Source organism: Janthinobacterium rivuli (assembly GCF_029690045.1).
Lineage (GTDB): Bacteria > Pseudomonadota > Gammaproteobacteria > Burkholderiales > Burkholderiaceae_D > Janthinobacterium > Janthinobacterium rivuli.
In genome coordinates, this window is sequence record NZ_CP121464.1 from 1 (window position 1) to 23,408 (window position 23,408).

At 58.5% G+C, this 23,408-nt stretch carries 19 protein-coding genes and 1 pseudogene; 14 read left to right on the plus strand and 6 right to left on the minus strand.

Annotated features, from left to right (window positions below):
* The 9 genes and pseudogenes from dnaA (at position 1) to P9875_RS00045 (ending at position 11,646) form a co-directional block, all read left to right on the plus strand.
* Positions 1-1,396 (plus strand): annotated as a pseudogene (dnaA, locus tag P9875_RS00005) (chromosomal replication initiator protein DnaA).
* 149 nt (positions 1,397-1,545) lie between these two features.
* Positions 1,546-2,652 (plus strand): DNA polymerase III subunit beta, encoded by a 1,107-nt coding sequence (dnaN, locus tag P9875_RS00010; RefSeq protein ID WP_278317269.1) that lies wholly within the window; start codon positions 1,546-1,548, stop codon positions 2,650-2,652.
* Positions 2,653-2,805: 153 nt separating this feature from the next.
* Entirely contained in the window at positions 2,806-5,304 is a 2,499-nt protein-coding gene (gene gyrB / locus P9875_RS00015) for a DNA topoisomerase (ATP-hydrolyzing) subunit B (protein WP_035822927.1), read from the plus strand.
* Positions 5,305-6,084: 780 nt separating this feature from the next.
* Positions 6,085-7,452 (plus strand): DNA (cytosine-5-)-methyltransferase, encoded by a 1,368-nt coding sequence (gene dcm / locus P9875_RS00020; protein ID WP_278317270.1) that lies wholly within the window; start codon positions 6,085-6,087, stop codon positions 7,450-7,452.
* 41 nt (positions 7,453-7,493) lie between these two features.
* Positions 7,494-7,916 (plus strand): very short patch repair endonuclease, encoded by a 423-nt coding sequence (locus tag P9875_RS00025; RefSeq protein WP_423221870.1) that lies wholly within the window; start codon positions 7,494-7,496, stop codon positions 7,914-7,916.
* A 192-nt stretch (positions 7,917-8,108) separates the two neighbouring features.
* Complete coding sequence (locus tag P9875_RS00030; RefSeq protein ID WP_278317272.1) at positions 8,109-9,650, plus strand: MvaI/BcnI family restriction endonuclease; 1,542 nt, start codon at positions 8,109-8,111, stop codon at positions 9,648-9,650.
* 18 nt (positions 9,651-9,668) lie between these two features.
* Positions 9,669-10,130 (plus strand): EcoRII N-terminal effector-binding domain-containing protein, encoded by a 462-nt coding sequence (locus P9875_RS00035; protein ID WP_278317273.1) that lies wholly within the window; start codon positions 9,669-9,671, stop codon positions 10,128-10,130.
* Positions 10,131-10,195: 65 nt separating this feature from the next.
* On the plus strand, positions 10,196-10,396 hold the full coding sequence (locus P9875_RS00040; protein WP_158300267.1) for a hypothetical protein: 201 nt from the start codon (positions 10,196-10,198) through the stop codon (positions 10,394-10,396).
* Positions 10,397-10,584: 188 nt separating this feature from the next.
* The gene (locus tag P9875_RS00045; protein WP_278317274.1) at positions 10,585-11,646 is read left to right on the plus strand and encodes a GGDEF domain-containing protein; all 1,062 of its coding nucleotides are present in this window, start codon (positions 10,585-10,587) and stop codon (positions 11,644-11,646) included.
* Here the strand turns inward: P9875_RS00045 and P9875_RS00050 are convergent.
* Positions 11,643-11,786, minus strand: coding sequence for a hypothetical protein (locus P9875_RS00050; protein WP_161784189.1), 144 nt, complete (start codon positions 11,784-11,786; stop codon positions 11,643-11,645). The two genes, P9875_RS00045 and P9875_RS00050, sit on opposite strands and share 4 nt — an antisense overlap.
* A gap of 123 nt (positions 11,787-11,909) precedes the next feature.
* Here P9875_RS00050 and P9875_RS00055 point away from each other — a divergent pair, with 123 nt between their 5' ends.
* A complete protein-coding gene (locus P9875_RS00055; protein ID WP_278317275.1) occupies positions 11,910-12,917 on the plus strand; it encodes a hypothetical protein in 1,008 nt (335 codons plus the stop codon).
* A 161-nt stretch (positions 12,918-13,078) separates the two neighbouring features.
* Positions 13,079-14,230 carry an AI-2E family transporter gene (locus tag P9875_RS00060; RefSeq protein WP_278317276.1) on the plus strand — a complete coding sequence of 384 codons (1,152 nt, stop codon included), beginning with the start codon at positions 13,079-13,081 and terminating at the stop codon, positions 14,228-14,230.
* A 1-nt stretch (position 14,231) separates the two neighbouring features.
* On the opposite strand, the gene P9875_RS00065 is transcribed toward P9875_RS00060, so the two are convergent.
* From P9875_RS00065 to P9875_RS00075, 3 genes are all read right to left on the minus strand, one after another.
* Positions 14,232-15,962 carry a methyl-accepting chemotaxis protein gene (locus P9875_RS00065; RefSeq protein WP_278317277.1) on the minus strand — a complete coding sequence of 577 codons (1,731 nt, stop codon included), beginning with the start codon at positions 15,960-15,962 and terminating at the stop codon, positions 14,232-14,234.
* A gap of 349 nt (positions 15,963-16,311) precedes the next feature.
* On the minus strand, positions 16,312-17,922 hold the full coding sequence (locus P9875_RS00070; RefSeq protein ID WP_278317278.1) for a toxin-antitoxin system YwqK family antitoxin: 1,611 nt from the start codon (positions 17,920-17,922) through the stop codon (positions 16,312-16,314).
* 41 nt (positions 17,923-17,963) lie between these two features.
* Complete coding sequence (locus P9875_RS00075; protein ID WP_278317279.1) at positions 17,964-18,878, minus strand: DMT family transporter; 915 nt, start codon at positions 18,876-18,878, stop codon at positions 17,964-17,966.
* Between the two features lie 101 nt (positions 18,879-18,979).
* On the opposite strand from P9875_RS00075, the gene P9875_RS00080 reads away from it, so the two are divergent.
* The 3 genes from P9875_RS00080 (at position 18,980) to P9875_RS00090 (ending at position 21,061) form a co-directional block, all read left to right on the plus strand.
* On the plus strand, positions 18,980-19,768 hold the full coding sequence (locus tag P9875_RS00080) for an AraC family transcriptional regulator (protein WP_278317280.1): 789 nt from the start codon (positions 18,980-18,982) through the stop codon (positions 19,766-19,768).
* Between the two features lie 116 nt (positions 19,769-19,884).
* Positions 19,885-20,484 carry a MarC family protein gene (locus P9875_RS00085; RefSeq protein ID WP_099403785.1) on the plus strand — a complete coding sequence of 200 codons (600 nt, stop codon included), beginning with the start codon at positions 19,885-19,887 and terminating at the stop codon, positions 20,482-20,484.
* Between the two features lie 31 nt (positions 20,485-20,515).
* A complete protein-coding gene (locus P9875_RS00090) occupies positions 20,516-21,061 on the plus strand; it encodes a DinB family protein (protein ID WP_278317281.1) in 546 nt (181 codons plus the stop codon).
* On the opposite strand, the gene P9875_RS00095 is transcribed toward P9875_RS00090, so the two are convergent.
* Together P9875_RS00095 and P9875_RS00100 are read right to left on the minus strand one after the other, a co-directional pair.
* Positions 21,026-22,216, minus strand: coding sequence for an MFS transporter (locus P9875_RS00095; RefSeq protein ID WP_278317282.1), 1,191 nt, complete (start codon positions 22,214-22,216; stop codon positions 21,026-21,028). The genes P9875_RS00090 and P9875_RS00095 overlap by 36 nt on opposite strands.
* Positions 22,213-23,394, minus strand: a complete 1,182-nt coding sequence (locus P9875_RS00100; RefSeq protein WP_278317283.1) for a serine hydrolase domain-containing protein — start codon at positions 23,392-23,394, stop codon at positions 22,213-22,215. Before P9875_RS00100 ends, P9875_RS00095 begins: the two co-directional genes overlap by 4 nt.
* Positions 23,395-23,408: the final 14 nt, after the last annotated feature.

The window sequence follows — 23,408 nt, forward strand, 5'->3', positions numbered from 1 at the left end:
ATGGATAATTTCTGGCAGGCCTGTTCCGCGCAGTTGGAACTGGAGCTGACACCGCAACAATTCAGTGCGTGGATCAAACCGCTTATCCCTCTCGATTACGAAGAGGGCAAGCTGCGCATTGCTGCGCCCAATCGCTTCAAGCTCGATTGGGTCAAGACCCAGTTCGCCAGCCGCATCACTGCCCTGGCCATTCAGTACTTCGAAGCGCCGACGGAAGTGCAGTTCGTGCTCGACCCGCGCCTGGCCCTGCCGAAGAAACCCGTCACCGCCAGCACCCCGGCCAGCGATCCGAATGGCGGCGCGCCCAGCGCGCGCGCTGCGGAGCCGCAGCCCAGCGTGCCGGAACTGAGCATCGGCGCGGCGCCGCGCCGCGAGCAGAGCCGCATCAACACCGACCTGACCTTCGACAGCTTCGTGACCGGTAAGGCCAACCAATTGGCGCGCGCCGCCGCCATCCAGGTGGCGAACAATCCGGGCGTGTCATATAACCCACTGTTCTTCTACGGCGGCGTCGGCCTCGGTAAAACCCACTTGATCCACGCCATCGGCAATCAGGTGATGGCCGACAATCCGGGTGCAAAAAATTCGCTACATCCACGCAGAACAGTACGTTCGCGACGTAGTGACCGCTTACCAGCGCAAGGGTTTCGACGACTTCAAGCACTACTATCACTCGCTCGACATGCTGCTGATCGATGATATCCAGTTCTTTGGCGGCAAAAGCCGCACGCAGGAAGAATTTTTCTATGCGTTCGAGGCATTGATTGCCGCGAAGAAACAGATCATCATCACCTCGGATACCTATCCGAAGGAAATCACGGGCATGGACGACCGCCTGATATCGCGTTTCGACTCGGGCCTGACGGTGGCCATCGAACCGCCGGAGCTGGAAATGCGCGTGGCAATTTTGCTGAAAAAAGCCAAGCAGGAAGGCGTGACCTTCTCCGACGACGTGGCTTTCTTTGTCGCCAAGCATTTGCGCTCGAACGTGCGCGAGCTCGAAGGCGCGCTGCGCAAGATCCTCGCGTACTCGCGTTTCCATGGCAAAGACATCACCATCGATATCGTCAAGGAAGCCCTGAAGGACTTGCTGTCGGTGCAGAACCGCCAGATTTCCGTGGAAAACATCCAGAAAACCGTGGCCGACTTCTTCAATATCAAGGTTGCCGACATGTATTCGAAGCGCCGCCCCGCGAATATCGCCCGGCCGCGCCAGATCGCCATGTACCTGGCCAAGGAATTGACACAGAAGAGCCTGCCGGAGATCGGCGAGCTGTTCGGCGGCCGCGACCACACCACGGTGCTGCATGCCGTGCGCAAGATCGCGCTGGACCGCACCAAGAACCCGGAATGCAACCATGAATTGCATGTGCTGGAGCAAACACTAAAAGGCTAAGGCCGCTTGGGCAAGACTGGCTCAAAACGTGCTTTACCCTTATCATCTGGGAGGGCGCCGCAGCCGGTCTGTCGGGGCTCCCCATGGCAACAATTGTTAAATTAATACGTTAAACGTCGTACTGTTCAACCTATACATTGAGGATAAATATGCAATTGGTCAAAACCACCCGAGATACCCTTCTCCGGCCACTGCAGATCGTGAGCGGTATTGTCGAGCGTCGGCACACTATGCCGATTCTGGCCAATATCCTCATCCGCAAAGACGGTGAAAATGTCTCCTTCCTGTCGACCGACACCGAAGTGCAGATCACCACGCACGCGGAAATCGGTTCCGGCGCGGACGTCACCGGCACCACCGTGGCCGCGCGCAAGCTGCTGGACATCCTGCGCGCCCTGCCCGAATCGGGCGACGTCACGATGACCCTGCTGAACAAGCGGCTGACCGTGCAAACGGGCAAGTCGCGTTTCGCCCTGCAAACCCTGGCGGCGGAAGAGTTTCCGACCGTGCAACAGGCGGAAAGCTACAACGCGTCCGTCACCCTGCCGCAAAAAACGCTGAAACACCTGTTCAACATGGTGCATTTCTCGATGGCGCAGCAAGACATCCGCTACTACCTGAACGGCTTGCTGCTGGTTCTGGATGGCAATAATGCCATCGCCGTGGCCACCGACGGCCACCGCCTGGCGTTTTGCCAGGTGGCCACCGAGCAGACCTTCGCGCGCCAGGAAGTCATCATTCCGCGCAAGACCATCATCGAACTGCAGCGTCTGCTGGAAGAGAACGATGAGCCGGTGCAACTGGACATCGCCGCCAACCAGGTGAAACTGACCTTTGCCGACATCGAGCTGATCTCGAAGCTGGTGGAAGGCAAGTTCCCCGACTACACGCGCGTGATTCCAAAAGGCTACAAAAACGACTTCACCATCGGCCGCGATGAACTGCTGCGCTCGCTGCAACGTGCCGCCATCATGACCAGCGACAAGTTCAAGGGCGTGCGCTGCATCATCACCCCGGGCAGCATGAAGATCAGCTCGACCAATGCGGACCAGGAAGAAGCCGTCGAAGAGCTGGAAATCGACTACGGCGGCGACTCCGTCGACATCGGCTTCAACGTGACGTATCTGCTGGACGTGCTGAACAACCTGAAATGCGAATACGTCAACATCGCGCTCGGTGATTCGAACTCGTCCGCCCTGATCTCCATCCCGGACAATGCCGACTTCAAGTATGTCGTCATGCCGATGCGGATTTAAAGACCACAGCAGTGATGTAGGTCGGATTAGCGCAGCGTAATCCGACATGCTGAATCGCCGTCTGTCGGGTTACGCCGTTCCGGCTAACCCGACCTACGGTCATCAGCCAGCAGCCCCGAATCAATCAGCAATCGTTATTTGAGAAAGCAGTCCATGTCCGAGAATCCACAAGACACCCCGATCCAGGCCAAAACGGAAGAATACGGCGCCTCCTCCATCCAGATCCTGGAAGGCCTGGAAGCCGTACGCAAACGCCCGGGCATGTACATTGGCGACACCTCGGACGGCACCGGCTTGCACCATCTGGTATTCGAAGTGCTGGACAACTCGATCGATGAATCGCTGGCCGGCCACTGCACGGACATCAACGTCACCATCCACAGCGACAATTCGATCTCGATCACCGACAATGGCCGCGGCGTGCCGACCGGCCTGAAAATGGACGACAAGCACGATCCGAAGCGTTCGGCGGCGGAAATCGTCATGACCGAGCTGCACGCGGGCGGCAAGTTCGACCAGAACTCCTATAAAGTATCGGGCGGTTTGCACGGCGTGGGCGTATCTTGCGTCAATGGCCTGTCGAAATTGCTGAAACTGACCATCCGCCGCGATGGCAAAGTGCATCACATGGAATTCGTGCGCGGCGTGCCGCAAGACCGCCAGATCGTCATGGTGGGCGACATCGCCACCTCGCCGATCAAGGTCATCGGCGAGACGGACAAGCGCGGCACCGACGTGCATTTCTGGGCCGACGAAGAAATTTTCACGCATGTAGAATTCCACTACGAAATCCTGGCCAAGCGCATCCGCGAACTGTCTTTCCTGAACAATGGCGTCAAGATCAAATTGTCCGACCAGCGCACTGGCAAGGAAGAAATCTTCGCCTTCGAAGGCGGCACGCGCGGCTTCGTCGAGTACATCAACAAGGCCAAATCGGTCTTGCACCCGACCATTTTCCAGGCCACGGGCGAGCGCCTGTCGGACCAGGGAACGAACATCTCGGTCGACGTGTCGATGCAGTGGAACGATGCCTACAATGAACAAGTACTGTGCTTCACGAATAACATCCCGCAACGCGATGGCGGCACCCACCTGACGGGTCTGCGCGCAGCGATGACGCGCGTCATCAACAAATACATCGATGAACACGAGTTCGCCAAGAAGGCGAAAGTGGAAATCAGCGGCGACGACATGCGCGAAGGCTTGACCTGCGTCTTGTCGGTAAAAGTGCCGGAACCGAAATTCTCGTCGCAGACGAAAGACAAGCTGGTGTCGTCGGAAGTGCGCGGCCCGGTGGAAGAGATCGTCGCCAAGACCTTGGCAGATTACCTGCAAGAAAAACCGAACGACGCCAAGATCATTTGCGGCAAGATCGTCGAAGCGGCGCGCGCCCGTGAAGCGGCCCGCAAGGCCCGCGACTTGACGCGCCGCAAAGGCATCATGGACGGCCTGGGCCTGTCGGCCAAGCTGGCCGACTGCCAGGAAAAAGATCCCGCCTTGTGCGAACTGTACATCGTCGAGGGTGACTCGGCAGGTGGCTCGGCAAAACAAGGGCGCGACCGCAAGTTCCAGGCGATTTTGCCGCTGCGCGGTAAAGTCTTGAACGTGGAAAAAGCCCGTTTCGAAAAAATGCTGTCGTCGGAGCAGATCACCACCCTGATCGCCACGCTCGGCACCTCGATCGGACCGGACGAATTCAACGTCGAGAAACTGCGCTACCACCGCATCATCATCATGACCGATGCGGACGTCGACGGCGCCCACATCCGTACCCTGCTGCTGACCCTGTTCTACCGTCAGATGCCGCAACTGGTCGAGCGCGGCCACATCTACATCGCGCAACCGCCGCTGTACAAAGTCAAAGCCGGCCGCGACGAGCGCTATCTGAAAGATGACGCCGAAGAAGCGAGCTACATGATGACGGTGGCGCTGAACACGGCCGTGCTGGTGCCGCGCACCGGCGCGGAAGGCATTTCCGGCGAAACATTGACGGAACTGGTGCGCAAGTTCAACCTGTCGAACACCATCATGACGCGCCTGACGCGCGTCATCGACCGCGCCGCCCTGACGGCCATCATGACGGGCGTGCAGCTGGACCTGTCGACCCTGGACCTGGCGGAAACCTCCGCCCTGGCTCTGCAGACGGCCATCAACGACAGCGCCGTAAAAGTGCACGTGCGTTCCGACGACCTGTCGGAAAAACACATGCTGCGCATCGAGCGCATGCACCACGGCAACATCAAAGTCAGCGCCATCGACGCCGACTTCGTGCAAGGCCCGGACTACGCCGTGCTGAGCAGCGGCGCCGCCACCTTCGAAGGCCTGATCGGCGAAGGCGCGTTCGTGCGCCGCGGCGAAGGCGAGCGCATCAAGGAAATCGCCGTCGTCGACTTCCACCAGGCCATGCAATGGCTGCGCGACGAAGCCGAACGCACCGTCTCGAAACAGCGCTACAAAGGTCTGGGCGAAATGAACCCGGATCAACTGTGGGAAACGACGATGGACCCAACCGTGCGCCGCTTGTTGAAGGTACAGATCGAAGACGCCATTGCGGCGGACCAGATATTCACGACGCTGATGGGCGATGACGTGGAACCGCGCAGGGCGTTTATTGAGAATAATGCGCTGCGGGCGGGGAATATTGACGTGTAAGTACGCCATCGGACACCAATTTGCAACGGCCTCATCTGAGGCCGTTTTCGTTTGTAAACCGATAGGAGAATCAGGAACATACTCAAAATCCCCACATGCCACATCAAAAAATATCACTCAGATCTAATACCGTTTCTGAAGTCATTGGTAAAATTAAATATAGTTGTTAATTTTAAAATTTTAATATATTGTAAGCAATAGCAACTGCAGTTCAGTCATCATAAGGTTCCACCGTAAGTTAATGGCCAACGGCTCTTCAGGCCCAATGCATCATTCCAAGAAAGAGTGACATGAAGCAATATATGAATTTGGGTAGAGATTCCGGTGTGGCGGCATACGAAACGGGCGCAGGATCGATAACTGTGCAGTTTAAAACCGGGAAAACTTATCTATATACCAATAATAGTGCTGGCGCCGTCCATGTCACTACTATGCAGAAATTGGCAGAAAATGGCCGAGGACTCAACAGCTTCATCAGCCGTAACGTTCGATCAGGGTATGAGCGTAGCTGGTAGCAATACTTCTAAATTCGCTTTTTCGGCGTATTTTTTTGCATTTTTGATAATTTCTTAAGATGCAAAGTGGCTTTTTTGAACATATGTCATTTAAGCCACTTGCTTTACTTCGCTTCAAATCCTTGTGGGTACCCACGGCAGCACTGGTTTAACATACAGTATAATGTTAACCGCAGATTTCCTTGCATCATAGCTATCGTTGTACATAGCTATGAGCTGACAAGAAAATCCTAACGCCGCGCGCATATCCCAGAGAAGAGAAAACATGATTCCCATTAGTGATGAGCTTACCCTGCTGGAGCAGGTACTTGAAAGCTATGACCTAAAATACATCGCTGAACACCTAAATCAGGTATCCCCGGGCAGGTGGACACGTGAATTATTGAAGCGGTGGGTTGGTGCGAAAGAAGAACTTCGACTAAGTGAGGCAGAGTTCAATCATCTGCAAACACTCATTCCTGAAGCTCCGCATCGTAAAAATCACGACTTCGACTTCATCGACCTCTTCGCTGGAATCGGTGGCATCCGCAAAGGCTTTGAAGAAGCGGGAGGTCGATGTGTTTTTACCAGCGAATGGAATCCTTACGCCGTTCGAACCTACAAAGCCAACCATTACAGTGACCCTCTAAATCATAAGTTCAACTCGGATATCCGTGAAGTGACGTTGAGCGCTAAACCAGATGTCACAGAGGCTGAAGCGTATCGATTTATCGAGGCTAACGTACCTGATCACGACGTACTACTGGCTGGCTTTCCATGTCAGCCATTCTCGATTGCTGGTGTATCCAAGAAAAATTCGCTAGGCCGCAAACATGGCTTCGAATGTGACACGCAAGGCACCCTCTTCTTCGATGTGGCGAGGATAATTGCAGCAAAGCGACCAGTCGCATTTGTACTTGAAAACGTAAAAAATCTGAAGAGCCATGACAAGGGCAATACCTTCCGTGTAATTATGAAGGCACTTGACGAACTCGGCTATTGGGTTGCGGACGCTGATAGCAGCAGCAATGAGGACTATAAAATCATCGATGGCAGACACTTCGTTCCCCAACATCGCGAACGGATTGTGCTCGTAGGCTTCCGCAAAGACCTCAATGTACATGAGGGTTTTAGCCTCAAGGACGTAGCAAACCTGTATCCAAAAGTTAAGCCTACCTTGGGCGATATCCTTGAGAAGGAAGTTCAACCGAACTACATACTAACGCCAAAGCTGTGGCAGTATTTGTTCAACTACTCCATCAAGCACAAGGCCAAAGGTAATGGCTTCGGTTACGGACTTGTAAAGGCCCACGAAGTCACGCGTACATTGTCTGCTCGCTACTACAAAGATGGCTCTGAGATTCTTATTGATCGCGGCTTTGATCCTAAACTTGATCTCGAACACAAAAAGAATCTTGAGAATCGTCCTCGCCGTCTAACACCTCGTGAGTGTGCTCGCCTCATGGGGTACGATGCTCCTGGAGAGTATGGTTTTCGCATTCCCGTATCTGACACTCAAGCCTATAAACAGTTCGGCAATTCCGTTGTCGTTCCTGTATTTGCGGCGGTTGCAAAACTAATGAAAGATCGAATCATTAGTGCAAAGATATTGGCAGCACAACAACCTCGTGATCGCAACAGGTTCGTAGCGTAAGCATGACTGACGTTCACAGCCTGGAGAGTCGCAGTAAGAACATGCGGGCGATCCGGGCGAAGAACACTAGCCCAGAGCTCACTCTTCGCAAAATACTCTTCGCCCGCGGCTTGCGTTTTCGCCTTCACGTGAATGCACTTCCGGGCAAACCAGATATCGTTCTACCCAAATACCGTGTAGCCATATTTGTCCATGGCTGCTTTTGGCATGGGCACAACTGTTATCTATTCAAACTTCCGAGAACCAGGCGAGAGTTCTGGGAAGCCAAAATCTCAAAAAATAAACAACGTGACATCCGCGATAACGAGGCTCTAGTGCGAGCGGGCTGGAGTGTGCTAAGTGTATGGGAGTGTGCCCTGAAAGGCAGACTTAAATGGGATACAAACGAACTAGCTGATCGCATAACGACATGGATTTACGCCAACTCTGGCAGAGAGAGCAAGACTGAAATAAAGCACCAATAGCAAGGATACGATACTTCCCGGCAACAATACACGACCCGGCATTGACCAGTAAACTCCTAGTAAAAAATACGTAACACATTGAATATTAAGAGAAATATTTTCCTTCAGATGCAATTCGTAATATTTTCAACAAAATAAATCTTCCTATCATCATTTCCTTGTGGTATCTTTTGATCTTACACAGGAGAAACGATGAACATCCAGCTACCACCTTCAGCATCAGAATTCGAACATAACCCCAGTTCGATGCATGAACTAAGTGCCCTACTAGGCAACATTGGTGCGGATGTCGCCTTTCTGAAAGTTTTGCCGAAAAATGCAAATGATAAGAATCAGATCTACATAGCTTCCGACTTCGGGGTGATTTTTGACTTGTTCGATGTAACGCTGTCTGAACGCGGTGAAAGCACCAGCGAAACAAAAGATCGTTCGGCCCCCGGCAAACGAATTCCTGAGGCAGTCTTCAACGATTTTGCATGGCTGCGACGCGACCGTACAGAAGTCAAGGCCCGCCGTGTAAAGGCTATCATTTACACACAGTATCCTGAAGCAAGGTTATCCGGACTGCAAACGATAGACGGATCGATGCCGCCGTCGCTCTCTGTCAACTTCACAAAACTGAATCCAGATGCCAAACGACTTTTGGTACTAGCAAGACTTGCTCGCGGTAAGTGTGTGGGTCTTGTATGCGTCGACATGAGCCCTGGCTTTGAAGCAGAAATCAAAGAGCTACCTGGATTTGAACGTGCTCCAGCGTGCAAGCGCCTGACAATTGAACAGAATCGCAGCGCTGAACTTGAAGCACGCCTTGCTTCAGTTGTAGGGAAACAACTCCGTGGCTGCCGACTTGATGCCTTTGGACAAACGCTACCGTTCTCTGGAACTCAGGTCTGCGGTTATACCCTAGAGCACGCACTCGGCATTGTTCCAAATTCAAACAAAGATGGCGACTTATTCGGTATCGAGCTCAAAACTCATACGAAACCGAAAGTCACACTATTTACCCCAGAGCCAGACGGAGGAGTTTATGCTAAAGACTTCACTACGTTCATGAAAACGTATGGATATCTTGATGCCGACGGCGACTACCGAGTAACCGGCTTGCACCGCGCAAATGAAGTGTGCTCAAAATCAGGCCTCACTTTGCAGGTGCGCGAATGTCGCCAAGATTCTGACGGTGCGGTTTGCGCATATCCCTATAATCCCAAAACGCCGCTTACACCAAAACTCGACAGCATTGATGTCGCGCTAGTCGGCCCAAAAGGCGAAGTTGCTGCCTCTTGGAGCCTAGAGAGGTTGATGAACTGCTGGGGTGCAAAGCATAACGAGGTTGTATATTTAACTGCATCAAAAAACACAAATCCAAATGTAAATGAACATGCTCAAGGATATGAGCACCTCGTCACATTTGGCGAAAAAGTTATGTGGTGCAGAGACACTACTGCGGAAAAGTTACTCAATGCGATCAATAGCGGAGTTATCTATCTTGATCCCGCACCTAAACTACATGCAACTGACCCTGCAAAGAACAAACGCCGTGCGCAATGGCGTGTCAACGATATCACCAAGGCAGCGCATGCGTTGTATCAACACGTTGAGTTCCGACAGATCATAACGACGGAAAATATGATCCAATTCAGAACACAACCTGATATGCAAAAAACAGCTCCTACACAAAGCATACTATTCCCTGATGTAGAAGTAGAGATGGAAGAAGTAAACGTAAAAATCTAACCTATGTGATAGAGGAAAATGATGAAACTCGGCTGTTTGATTGCATCGAATGATTGGGAAGCGCCATTTTTCAAGGTGCTTGCGAAGAATGATACTGGTGAAGGGAAGGGCCATCAGGCAGGAGTTCTGATACCAAAATCTCTCCGCCAATATTTTCCTCAGCTAAGCGGGGTGACCTCGTCCAGACAACCAACCATCGATCAGAGAGTCAATGCAGAACTATACATTGGAGAACAGTTCCTAAGCATTGTGGATACACGATATCAATATCAGTCATGGAGTGACACGCGATCACACGAGGCCCGTCTGACAGATCAACTTGGACCGATACATCGTATTGCTCAAAGAGGTGATGTTCTCGTTATGCAGCGCAGTACTCTCACCGAAAATCTCTTCAGACTAACACTGGTGAAGAAGTCGGGCCAATATTTTGAGTTAGTACGACCAGCAATTGGCCGCCGCCGCTGGGGGCCCCTTTAAATAACTAGTCGCCGCGATATCAACTTTACTGATTCGTGGCGGTTCTTAAGGTGAAAAATGAAATAATGAAATCCTTATTTTATGTTGACGCTATCAAGCCGCCTTCGGCAGCAGCACTTCCCCAAAGGTTTACAACACTTGTTCCAACTTGCCGCCCAACATCGCGTCAAGACGCCGACGATGCTGGCGGTGATATCCTGATTGGTCTTACAGCACCAGGTGGTTTGCAGCATGGCTTCGGTATAGCTGTACTGATCGAGCAATAAGCGCCCTTCCTTCACACTGTGGCGGCAGCAGGACAGTGCCCACCGTTTTCCTCGCCCCATCTCCCCACTGCCGCCAAGAAACCAGTACACTAGTTCCTGAGCGCAACTATTTTCTGCGCGCGCCATGCCGCCTGCCGTTCCGGGAGGCGTCCCTGCCGCAAGGCGTGTTGTCTGCCTGGACAAATGCAATGTTCACTTCGCGCAGCCTGTCTCCTGCCTTTTATTACCTGTTCTTTTCAGGAGAACGGGAGCAGCAGCAGCGCTTTTTCAAGGAACTGCATTTCATTTCGATAGCCATCCTGACGTTTGGCCTGGCTTGCTGGCTGGTCACGTTCAGCCTGACCTTGCCGCGCGCCTCGCTCGATCATGCGCAGGCGGCGCTGGGCGTGACGGGCATGGTGCTCGGGCTGGTGTTGACCAAGTATGCGAAGTCCTTGCAGGCCATCATCGTCAGCGGCACCATCAGCGTGCTGTTCATCGCTTTCAGTTTTCGCGTGCTGATGCTGGGCACGGACGATCCCGCTTTCTGGGTGTTGCCGCTGGGCGTGATGATCACCCTGACGACGGCGCCCATCTTCAGCGGCATCGCGTATTACCTGGGCGTGTCGCTGTGCGTGTGGGCCATTCTGGGGCTGGGACAGTTTCCCGTGCATGCGGGCCAGGCAGACCAGCATTGGCCCGTGCTGGCCGTCACCATCAGCGTGATCATCGGCCTGGCGCTGAATATCTATTTTCTTGTCTTGCGCATCCATAACTACCGCGCCCAGCGCGACCTGGCGACGATGGCTTACAAGGATGGCTTGACCGGGCTTAACAACCGCCGCATGTTTACGCAAGGCGCCCGCGCCCTGCAGCGCACGGCGCGCACGCCCGCGTATTTCCTGATGATCGACATCGACGACTTCAAGCAAATCAACGACGTGTACGGCCATGACGTGGGTGACGAGGTGCTGAAAAAGATCGCCGACGTGATATCTGAACTGTCGGGCGAGCACCTGTGCGGCCGGCTGGGCGGCGAGGAGTTTGCCGTGATTTACCTGGGCGAAAAGAACGCGGCCTGCGCCTTTGCCGCGCAACTGGTCGACAGCGTCGAGGCGGCCTTTGTGCCGGAACGCAAGGTGTCCGTCAGCATCGGCATGGCGGAACTGATCAAGGAAGCGGACTTGTCGCACAGCTACAGGCGCGCCGATGAGTCCTTGTACCAGGCCAAGAAAAGCGGCAAGAACCGCTACGTGCTCAACGCCGCCTAGGCATTGCCGCCGGGTTTGGCATCTAGCAGCGCCAGCAAAGCTTGCGGCGCCATCTTCCACGGGTCGCGCTGCTCGGGGTCCACCTCGTCCCAGCTGTCCAGGGCGCCGATCTTGAGGATGGAAATGGTGATCTTGGCCATGGCAATGGGGACAGTGATTCAATAGCCAAGCTTGGCAGAAAGGGATTTATTCCTGAAATGCTAAGATCGCGGCCCGCGCATGCCGGCAACCGGTCCGGCATGGCGTCTCGACAAGGATGGCCATTGAACACCCCAGGAAAAACCACTCTGCGCATGCTGTCGCTGTGCGCCGCCCTGTGCCTGCCGCTTTCCAGCATGGCACAAGGCATTTCTGCCGAAGATGCCGCCTTCGTGGCTGCCACCGTGCCCATGCCGTCGCCGCCGCTGCGCCTGAGTGCGCACCCGGAGATCCGCGCCGACGTCTTCAAGCTGCTCGGCTATGCGCGCGGCAGCTATACACAAGGCAACACCCTGATCGCGCGCCAAGTGCTCGACAGCATGCATTCACTCGATGACATCACGCGCACCATGCTGCCCGACGGACGTTCGGTGCTGGCCTCCATCGATGCCGGCACGCACGGTGCATGGCGCGCCGCCATGCTGTTCGATCCGCAGCGCAAGCTGTTGGCACTGGGCCTCGTCAACGGCCATTGCCAGGCCACTGGCGACGCCGCCCCCGCCTGCCTGCCGTCCACGCACGCCGTGCTGACCCTGTTCCTGCCGCCAGGCGCGGAGGACGAGACGGCCGCGCCGCTGCTGGTCTGGGCGCGACAAGTGCCGGCCATGCTGGCACAGGCTGCGCCGGCACAGCGGCAAAGCATTGCAGCAGTGGAATACATCACCACCCGCCCCGGCCAGCCCGGCTGGGAGCCGCGCGACGTGCCGCCCGACTTTCCCGCCAGCTTGCTGCACCTGCTGCTGCCGAATGCGGAGTTGAACAGCAGCTCCAGCGGCGGCAAGATCGTCACACCGGCGGGCCTGGCCGGTTTGCCCATGCGCACGCCCACGGAAGCGGCCGAGGCGGGCGACGAGTCCATGCCCGATGCCGACATCACCTTGCGCAGCTATGCCGATTTCCACTGGGTGCTCAACACCTACGCGAAACTGGCCAAGGGCGCGCAAGTGAAGGGCCATGACGACAAGGTGGTGTTCACCGGTAGCGATGCCAGCGGCCGCTACACGGTGACCTTGCGCGAACCCAACAAGGACGATGGCGTCTTCATCACCGTGGCCAGCTGGCGGGAAAAATAAGCGCAAGAGCAGGGAAAGCATTGCCATTACGCACAGGAGCATGGCATTTTGGCATTTTGCGGTATGATTTCCGGCCGTGCGGCGCGGCCCTGTCCCTGCCTTGCCCACCCTGCCCTTCAAGCCAGTCACGCTTGCGTCGCCTCCTGCCCTAAGGAATTCATATGTTCGGTTTTAACTTGCGCGTTGCCAAGATGGTGTGGACGGCGTTCCTCATCGCCTTCCTGCTATTTCTCACCTACAAGGTTTCGTCGACCCTGATCGTCGTGGTCTTTGCGATTTTCTTCAGCTACCTCGTGTATCCACTGATCGGCCTGCTGGAACGTCATGGCCCGAAACGCTTGCCGCGCACGGCTGCCATCGGCATCGTCTTTCTCGTGGTGATCTTGCTGGTGGCGATACTGGGCTCCATCTTTGGCGCGCGCATCGAGGAAGAGGCGATCAAGCTCAGCGATCAGTTGCCGACCTTGCTCAAGGGGAATAATTTTGCCGAGCGCATCCCGTTGCCAGAATTCATGGAACCGTTGCGCGCGCGCCTGCTGTCGTTCATGCAGTCGCAGCTGAGCAGCGGCACAGGACAAGCCATGCCGCTGGCGAAAGAACTGGGCTTGACCGTCATGCATGCGGCCAGCAACCTGATCTATCTGGTGCTGGTGCCCGTGCTGAGCTTTTTGCTGATCAAGGAAGGGCCGGACATGCGCGACGGCTTGCTGTCCCTGCTGAACCGCCCGAACAAGAAGCTCTGGGGCGCCATCATCGATGACCTCGACATCTTGCTGTCGCGCTATGTGCGCGCCCTGCTGCTGTTGTCGATCGCCACGTTTGTGTCCTACAGCATCGCCTTTTCCCTGATGGGCGTGCCATACAGCCTGCTGCTGGCCGGCGCGGCCGCCTTGCTGGAATTCATCCCGTTTGCCGGCCCGCTGGCAGCCGCCGTGATCGCCGTGGTCGTGGCCGGTTTCAGCGGCTTTGAGCACGTATTCTGGCTGATCGGCTTTATCGCCGCCTACCGTTTGTTCCAGGATTACGTGGTCAATCCGTACTTGATGAGCGAAGGCGTGGAAGTGAGCCCGCTGATGGTGATCGTCGGTCTGCTGGCCGGCGACCAGTTGGGGGGAGTGGTGGGCATCTTTCTGTCCGTGCCCGTGATGGCGGCCATCAAGATCGTCTTCGTGCGCGCGCGGGCGGCATTGCAGGCGCGCCATGATGCGCTGGAGAAAGCGGAACAGGCAGCGGAAGAAGCGCGCGCCCAGGCCCTTGCCGAGGCGGCGCACTTGCAGGAACAGGGCAGCAAGGCCACCCTGCCGGCGCAGTAACTTAGAACTCTTCCCACTCGCCGCTGTTGTCGGCGGCCGGCTTGGCTGGACGCGGTTTTGCAGCCGCAACAGGTGCTGCCGTAGCGCGGGCCGGCGCCAGGCGCAGTGCCGGGCGTTTCAAGGCCGTGCTGGCGGAGGCCGTGGCAGGCTTGCGCAAGGCGGGCTTGGCGGCCGGGCCGCTATGGTTGGCATCGAGTTTGAAGATGCTGACCATCTCGGCCAGTGCCGCCGCCTGCTCCTGCATGGATTCCGAGGCGGCTGCCGCTTCTTCCACCAGCGCCGCATTCTGTTGCGTCACGGTATCCATTTCCGCCACGGCTTGATTGATCTGGCCGATGCCCAGTTCCTGTTCGCGGCCGGCGGCGCTGATTTCGCCCATGATGTCCGTCACGCGGCGGATGCTGGCCACGATCTCGTCCATCGTCGTGCCCGTCTGGCTGACCAGTTCGCTGCCGGCGCCCACGTTCTGCACCGACGCTTCGATCAGCATCTTGATGTCCTTGGCGGCGCTGGCCGAGCGGTGCGCCAGGTTGCGCACTTCCGTGGCGACGACGGCAAAGCCGCGGCCTTGCTCGCCGGCACGCGCCGCTTCCACAGCCGCGTTCAGGGCCAAAATATTCGTCTGGAAGGCGATGCCATCGATCACGCCGATGATGTCGGCAATCTTTTTCGACGATTCGCTGATGGTGCCCATGGTATCGACCACTTGCGCCACCAGTGCGCCACCTTTCACCGCCACGTCCGAGGCCGACACGGCCAGCTGGTTGGCCTGGCGCGCATTGTCGGAATTCTGCTTGACGGTCGAGGTCAGCTCTTCCAGCGAGGACGCCGTTTCTTCCAGGCTCGACGCTTGCTGCTCCGTGCGGCTGGACAAGTCCAGATTGCCCGAGGCGATTTCATTGCTGGCCGTGGCGATGGCGCCGCTGCCGTCGCGCACGCCGCGCACGGTGGTCGACAGGCGTTCCTGCATTTTCAGCAAGCCCGTCAGCAAGGCGCCCATTTCGTCGTTGCGCGTGATGACGATGTCGTTGGCCAGGTTGCCGTCGGAAATGGCACCGAAATGGCGCAGGGCCTGGTCCAGCGGGTTAAAGATGGCGCGCAGCAGCAAAAAGCTGGAAATAATGGTCAGCAAGGCGCCGACGATCATGCCGCCGATGGCCATGGCCACCTGGCTGCGGAAGCTGGACTGGCTGGCCGCATACATCGCGGCGGCCGATGTGGCCTGGTATTGCGTCAATGTTTCGGCGGCCTGGTCCAGGGTACGGTACAGCGGCGTCAGCCCCGACATCATCAAACCGTCCGCTTGTGCAACGTTGCCTTCACGCAAAGCCTTGCTCATGACCAGCAAGCCGTTGCTCATGTAGTCGCTGCGCTTCTTGTCCATGTCGTCGGACAGGCGCTTTTCGTCCGTGCTTTGCGGCAAGGCCAGGTACACCTTCCAGGACTTGTTGGACGCTTCCATGAATTGTTCCGCACGGGCCAGGGTATCCTTGGCGTCGGCCGCATCGGGATGCACCATCACGCGGTCCATCGTGAACCGCGCGCGGCCCAGCAGAATCTGCGATTCGCCAATCGCTTGCGTCGATGCCAGCTGATTGCTGTAGACCTCGTTGAGGCTGTTGTTGGCCGATTTCAGGCTGATGATACTCATGACGCCCAGCAAGGCGATCAGCAGGCCCAGCACACTCATGGTGGCGATCAGGCGCATTTTTATTGTTATATTCGACAGCATGCAGTTTCCTTGGTAGGGGCGCAACCATGCCTGCGTTCACCAAACGGGATAGCAGCAAGCGCCAGATGGGCGGGTCACGTGAATTGTTCAGGACAGGTCGATACGGCGTGTGCGGCGGCAGGGGGGAAGGCGGCCCGCGCATATCGTCAGGAGTGAAAGACAGATCAACAGGGTTGAGGTTTTCTGTATTTTTATTTCCTGACTGCAAGATACAGGGAAAGATTACTAGTAGCAACATCCAGCATGGATTTTCACGCTTTGTAACAAGCGGATGATGTTTTTTGCGCAGAACTGGCATTCCGCAATCGTGCGCGCTCGCGCCGGAATGCCATTTATGTTAGCCAATTAGTTAATACATGGTTTCTTCGATGAGCTGGCCATCGTCGCGGAAGTACTGGAAGCGGCCCGTTTTCTTGCCCATGGTATAGGCGCCGATCTGCTTCGGTTTTCCGTTCTGGAAATTTTCGATGTTGACGCCATGCAGCACGCCCTTGTGCCAGTTGCGGTGAAATTGCGGCACTTCGCCATCGGGATAAAACAGGGTTTCCGCCCCGTCGCGCTTGCCGCCGGCAAAGCTGCCCTGGTAACGCCGCTTGCCGTCCGGATAAAAACTCTCCATCGGGCCCTCAAGCTCGCCCAGGCGATAATGTTCGGCCAGTTCCAGCTGGCCGCTGGCCGCGTATTGCTCCAGCTTGCCGTCAGGCTTGCCGTCAACCATCGTCAACACTTGCCAGCCGCCATCGGGCGCCGCTTTCTTCCACGGCCCCTGTTTCACATCATTGACGTAGTTGCCGCCACCGCCAGGCTCCACCCACTGGCCCTGCTTCTTGCCATTGACATAGTTGCCCTGCCAGTGCACCACGCCTTCGACGCGGCGCTCACTGGGTCCATCCAGCCTGTCCTTGAGGTAGGTATCGAAGCCCTGGTAGTTACCCTTGCCCTCGTCGCGCCATTCCTCGACGCCCGGACTCACTTCCCAGCGGCCCGTGCGCTGGCCACGCTGCATCATGCCCGTCGTCGTTTCTTCGCCGCTTACATACGTCCATGCTCCTTCAGCCTTGTCGTCGACAAAGGCGCCAAATGAGCGGATGGTGAGCGGCTCTTCATAGTGCCACTGCCCCGTGCGCTTGCCCTGCGCATACAGGCCGCGGGCAAACACGCTGCCCACGCAGCAATTCACGTCGTATTCGATAAATAGCCCATCCTGGCTGGCGGCAAAGCGCTGCGGCTGCGTTTCCCAGGTGATCCACTTGACGTGATAACTGGGCGCGCGGCCCCCTTCCCAGCCCTTGCCCAGCAGATAGGTCACCGTGAGGAAATGGCCATCCTTTTCCCCGAAGGTTTTTTTATAGGCAAACGCGGGCGCATCGGCCGGCTTGCCGGGCAACAAGTCACCATCGATATTGAAATAGCCGACCAGGGTACCGTGGCCATGCTCGATGGCGTCGAACTCGGCCACGCCCGTCGGTGCATACGCTATGCTGTAGTCGATCAGCTGCAAGCGGGCCAGCGCGGCGCGCACCCGCGCCTCGTCCATGGTTTTCGCGCCGCGCACGATGGCGTCCAGGGTCGGCTGCAAGGTGGCGACCTTGAACATCCTGCCGCCGCTGCGCTCGTAGCGGTAGGCATGCAAGCCGTACTGACCGCCGTTGCGGCTGAGCACGAACGTCGTTTCGCCCTCGCTGTCGAGGTCAAGCTGGAACACGGCCGCGATGCTGGCCTGGCCGTACTTGTCCAGGTTCATGCGTTTTTCACTGCTCCCGTTGCACTGGCAGTAGTAGCCGTTGACTTCGCCATTTTCCCGCAGGAAGGCCAGCACCACGCCGCCATCGCGGCGCTCGACGGCATTGGCGTAGGCCATGGACTGGCCTTCATAAAAACGCGCCGCCGCCTGTGCTGGCGCCAGCTTACCCAGCGCCAGCAGCGCCGCCATCGTGCTCATCCAGAATATTTGCCGCATGCCAACTCCACTGCCGAAAAACCGCCATTATGCATGGCCGTTCAGGCAAGACCGCTCACGCCAGGACGCCGGCCAAACAGCGGCCGCTGCACCGTCTGCGCCAGCAGCACGCCCAGCAGCGAGATGCCGCCGCCGACCAGGTGGTACACATGCATGCTTTCGTGCAACCAGACGATGGCCAGCAGGGCCGTCAGCAGGGGCAGCAGGTTGACGTAGATGCTGCAGCGGTTCGGTCCCAGCAGTTTGACGCCTTCGATCCACAGGTAGGACAGTACGATGGACGAACCGATGCCCGCGTAGCCGATCAGCGGCAAGGTGGTGCCGTCCAGCCTGGCACTGCCGGGCGGCAGCAGCAGGAAAAACGGCAGCATGCACGCCAGCGCCGCCAAGGCCTGGCAATAAATAGCTTGCCAGGCGGGAATGGACAGACGCCAGCGGCGCAGCAGCACGCCGTACAGGGCAAAGCTCAGGCACGCGAGCAGCATCAGCGCGTCGCCCGCATGCACACCTTGATGCAGCAGCGCCAGCACGTCGCCACGCCCGACCAGGTACAGCAAGCCGCCAAACGACAGCACGCCGCCGGCCGCCATGCCGACCGTCAGGCGCTCGCCCAGCAGCAGCACGCTGAGCAGGGCCGTCATCAGGGGCGCCAGTGCCGTGACGATGGCCATATTCGTTGCCGTGGTGCTTTCCGCGGCGCGGTAGGACAAACTCTGGAACAGCGCCATCGACATCAGGCCGCACAGGGCCAGCTGCCACCACTGGCGGCGGATAGCGGCGCGGTTGCGCCACAAGGGACGGGCGATGAATGGCGTCATCACCAGCAAGACCAGCACCAGACGGTAAAAGGTGATGGCCGTTGGGGCGATGCTGGACGCGGCCAGCTTCGAGACGACGACGTTGCCGGCCCACAGCAACATGGCCAGGAACGGATACAGATAAGCGCGCACAGGCATGCGTAACTCCATAAATCATTGCGGGGAACCATCATGCCGCAGGCACATTGTGCTTTCTCGCGCTAAGATGTCCATACCTGTCGCAAAACTGACCTTATTTGATGGATTGTTCCTCCCACGCCTTTCAGGAATTGCTGCCCGTCACGGCGCGCGCCATGGCGCTGGCCGTCGACTATGCGCACGGCCACGTGATTTCCGCGCACCGCCACACGCATGCGCAGTTGCTGTACGCCATCGAGGGCGTGATGACCATTGAAGCGCAGGGCGGGCGCTGGGTGGTGCCGCCCACGCGCGGCGTGTGGCTGCAGCCCGGCATCGCGCACCGGGTGCGCATGAGCGGCGCGGTGAAAATGCGCACGGTGTTCGTCAACTGTGCCAATTCTCCATTGCTGCCTAGCCACAGCTGCGTGCTCGACATCAGTCCCCTGCTGCGGCAATTGATCGTGGCGGCCGTCGACATCGCGCCCGATTTCACGGAAGGCAGCCGCGACTGGCATCTGCTGCAGCTGCTGTTGCACGAGCTCGACAGCCTGCCCGTGCTGCCCCTGTATCTGCCATTACCTACCGATGCGCGCCTGCGCGGCATTTGCGCGCGGCTGATGGAACAGCCGGGCGAACAGCAGACGGTGGCGCACTGGGCGCAGGAGCTGGCGATCACCGAGCGCAGCCTGCACCGATTGTTCCAGAAACAGACGGGCATGCGCTTTGGCCAGTGGCGCCAGCAGGCGCGGCTGCTGCGGGCGCTGGAACAATTGGCGCATGGCAGCAAGGTCATCGACGTGGCCATGGACAACGGCTACACGAGCCAAAGCGCGTTCACGGCCATGTTCAAAAAGCATTTCGGCACCACGCCGACCGCGTTTTACCAGGCTAAAGTCATCGCCGCATAAAAAAAATGCTGCTATGCATCAATAATCATGGGCGATAGCCGCCGCTCTTGTTATCATCGCAAGCCTTATCGCACCGCGCCCATCCTGGCAGCGGTGTTGACCTCATTCATACCACCATGACACAGAATTTCTTCCAGACATTTATCCTGCTCTTGCTCGTCACCGATCCGTTCGGCAACGTTTCCCTGTTCGTCAATGCCCTGAAACGGGTGCCCGTCGAGCGGCGCTGGAAAGTCGTCGTGCGCGAGTGCCTGATCGCCTTCGGCATCTTGCTGTTGTTTATGTTCTTCGGCCGTCATTTCCTGAACGCCTTGCAATTGTCGGAAGTGGCCTTGCGCATCGGCGGCGGCGTAATTTTGTTCCTGATCGCCATGCGCATGGTGTTTCCACAGCCAAACGCGGGTAATAGCGACCACGAGATGGGCGGCGAGCCGTTCATCGTGCCGCTGGCCATCCCCGCGCTGGCCGGCCCGTCGGCGCTGGCCACCGTGCTGCTGTTTTCCTCGCATGAAATGAACGAAGTCATCGCCCACGTGGCGGGGCTGACGGCCGTGGCCGTCGTCTGGCTGGCCGTCTTCCTGTGCGCCGAACGCTTGCAGCGGGCCTTGGGTCCAAGGGTCATGACGGCGTTCGAGCGCCTGATGGGCTTGATCCTGACGGCGATGGCCATAGAAATGTTGCTGGCCGGCATACGCGCGTTCCTGAAATCCGTTTAATATTGTCATTCATCCACTGAGGGAGTCCAGCATGAGCCGTTGCGCCCACATTTGCCTGATGGCCGATTACAACCAGTGGATGAATGCCAAGGTCTACGCAGCGGCGGCCAGCCTGCCGCAGGAAGAACTACAGCGCGAGCGGGGCGCCTTTTTCGGCTCCCTGCTGGCCACCCTGAACCACGTGATGGTGGGCGACACGCTGTGGATACAGCGCTATGCGAAACACCCGGCCGGCTTCCCCCTGCTCGACCCCATCCGCGCCATCACGCCGCCCGCCTCGCTCACGCACCCGCTGTTCGCGGCCGAGGATTTTGCCGCCATGCACGCGCACCGGCAATGGCTGGATGAGCTCATCGTAGCCTGGGCCGCCTCCATCCGCGAAGAAGACCTGGACCACCTGCTCGATTACCGCAACAGCAAGGGGCCGAACCGGCGCGAGTTTTTCAGCCTGCTCATGCATTTCTTTAACCACCAGACCCACCACCGGGGCCAGGCCAGCACCCTGCTGTCGCAAGCGGGCGTGGACATCGGCGACACGGATTTACTGTTTCGCATCCCCAACCATATCGAAGACTGACGACGGGCGGTACAGCCACGCCTTGAGCAAGATCAAGGCCAGCGCCAGACCGCCCAGCAGCGCGCCGCAAGCCAAGGCCCCCGGCATGCCGTGAGACTCAATGGCCATGCCGCCCGCCAATGCACCGACCGTCACGCCCAGGTTGATGGCGGCGATATACACGCCGATGGCGAACGCGGGCGCCTCGCGCGCTTCGCTGCTGAGCCACACTTGCGTGACGATCAGCCCGCTCGTATGCGCCGCGCCCCAGAACAGCAACAGCACCGCCAGCGCCGCCCAGCCGATACCGCTGCCCGCATAGCGGTACAGCAGCCAGTACGCCAGTCCCAGCAGCACGGGTTGCAGCAGGACCGTGCGCAGCACCTGCGTGCCCAGCTGGCGCCCCGCGAACAGATTGCCGGCCACGCCACCGACACCAAACACCACCAGCGCCAGCCCCGTCTGTCGCGCCGACAAGCCCGCTTCCTGCTGCAGGTACGCGGCCGCATACGCATACACGGCAAACATGGCGGCAAACACCAGCACGGCGGCGGCAATGGTCAGCCACAGGGCCGGTTTGCGCAGCACGGCCAGCTGGCGGCCATACGCCAGCGGCGCCTCGCGCGGCGTGTCCGGCAAGAACAGGTATAAGCCCAGCGCCGCCAGGGCATTGACGAGGGCGCAGGCAAGGAACGATGCCTCATAGCCATACTGCGCGGCGATCCACGTCGTGAGCGGAATGCCCAGCACCATGCCCATGCTGGTGCCCGTAAATGCATGTGCGCCGGCCCGCGCCGATTGCTGCGGCGGGTACAGGGCGGCGGCCGCCACCATGGCCAGCGAGAAATACACGGGGTGGAACAGGGCCGGCACCATGCGCAGCGCCAGCAGCAGCCCGAAGCGCGGCGCATATGCCGACACCACACTGGCCAGCGCGAATACCAGCAGGGACGCGATCAGCACGGGTTTGCGGCGCCAGCGCGTGGCCAGCAGCACGAGAAAGGGACCGCCCACGGCAATCACCACGGCGAACAGGCTCACCAATGAACCCGCCTGCGCGGCCGTCACGCCGTAGCGCTGCATGATCATCGGCAAGATGCCGACCACGCCAAACTCGATGCAGTACACGCCGAACAGGCCCAGCGCAAGGAAGACGATCGGGTGCGGGCGGGTCATGGCATTTCCTTTGCACCATACACAGCCTGGCACAGTTCCGCCACGAATGGCCCCGCCATGCCTTCCAATGCCGTATTCGTGAACGCCACCACGGACAATTCCTGCGCAGGATCGACAAACCACGCATGGCCATACGTGCCCCCCATGCGCCATGTACCCGCCGACTCCGGCGTGGCTGCCAGTTGCGGATCGCTCAAGACCGTAAAACCTAGGCCGAAGCCTCGACCGGGCCAGAACGGCAAGCCGAAGCCGTCCGTCTGGTTTTCTCCCATCTGGCGCGCCAGCGCCGGCGGCAGCAGCGGCGCGCCGCCCAGGCGCAAGGTTTCCAGCAAGCACATGAAGTCAGGCGCCGAGCCGACCATGCCGGCGCCGCCGGACGGGTAGGCGTGCGCATCGCGGGCGCGCGCCGCAGATAAGGCAAACCCTGCCATGCCATCGAGAAACGGCAGATGGTCTTCGCCCTCGTCGAGCAAGCGGCGCGGCCGGGATTCTCCCGCTGCGCGGTCCGCATACGCGACGGCCAGGCGCGCCGGGTCGCTCGCCACGAAACCCGTGTCGCGCATGGCCAGTGGCACCGTCACCAGATATTCCACGGCATGCGCCAGCGGCATGCCGGCCGCCTGTTCGATGACGGCGCCCAGCACATCGGTGGCGATCGAATACGCCCAGCGCTCGCCCGGTGCATACGCGAGCGGCACGGTGGCCAGGCGGCGCAGGTTGTCCTCCAGGGAAATGCGGGACGCATCCATGCCGTCCGACACCCCTGCCCGCGCATACGCGCCGCCCGGCGGTTGGAAAAAGCCATAGTCGAGGCCGGCCGTGTGCGTGAGCAAATGCCGCACGGTCATCGCCGCCACGGCACCGTCCGGCTGACGCGGCGAAAAATACGGCAGCCAGCGCGTCACCAGGTCGTCCAGGCCCAGCCGGCCTTGCCCCACCAGCGCCAGCGCGGCCGTCGAGATGATGGGTTTGCTGACGGATGCCAGGCGAAAGACGGCGTCCTCAACCATGGGCGTGCCCGCCTCGCGGTCCAGGTAGCCGGCCGCGCGGCGGTAAATGTCCTGGCCACGCTGGCGCACCAGCACGACGGCGCCCACCAGGCGCTGCTGGCGCAAAACACAGTCCAGCAAGGGATCGATGCGGGCGGACAGGGCCGCAGGAGAGAAGTTGTACATCATGGCTCAGCCTTTCA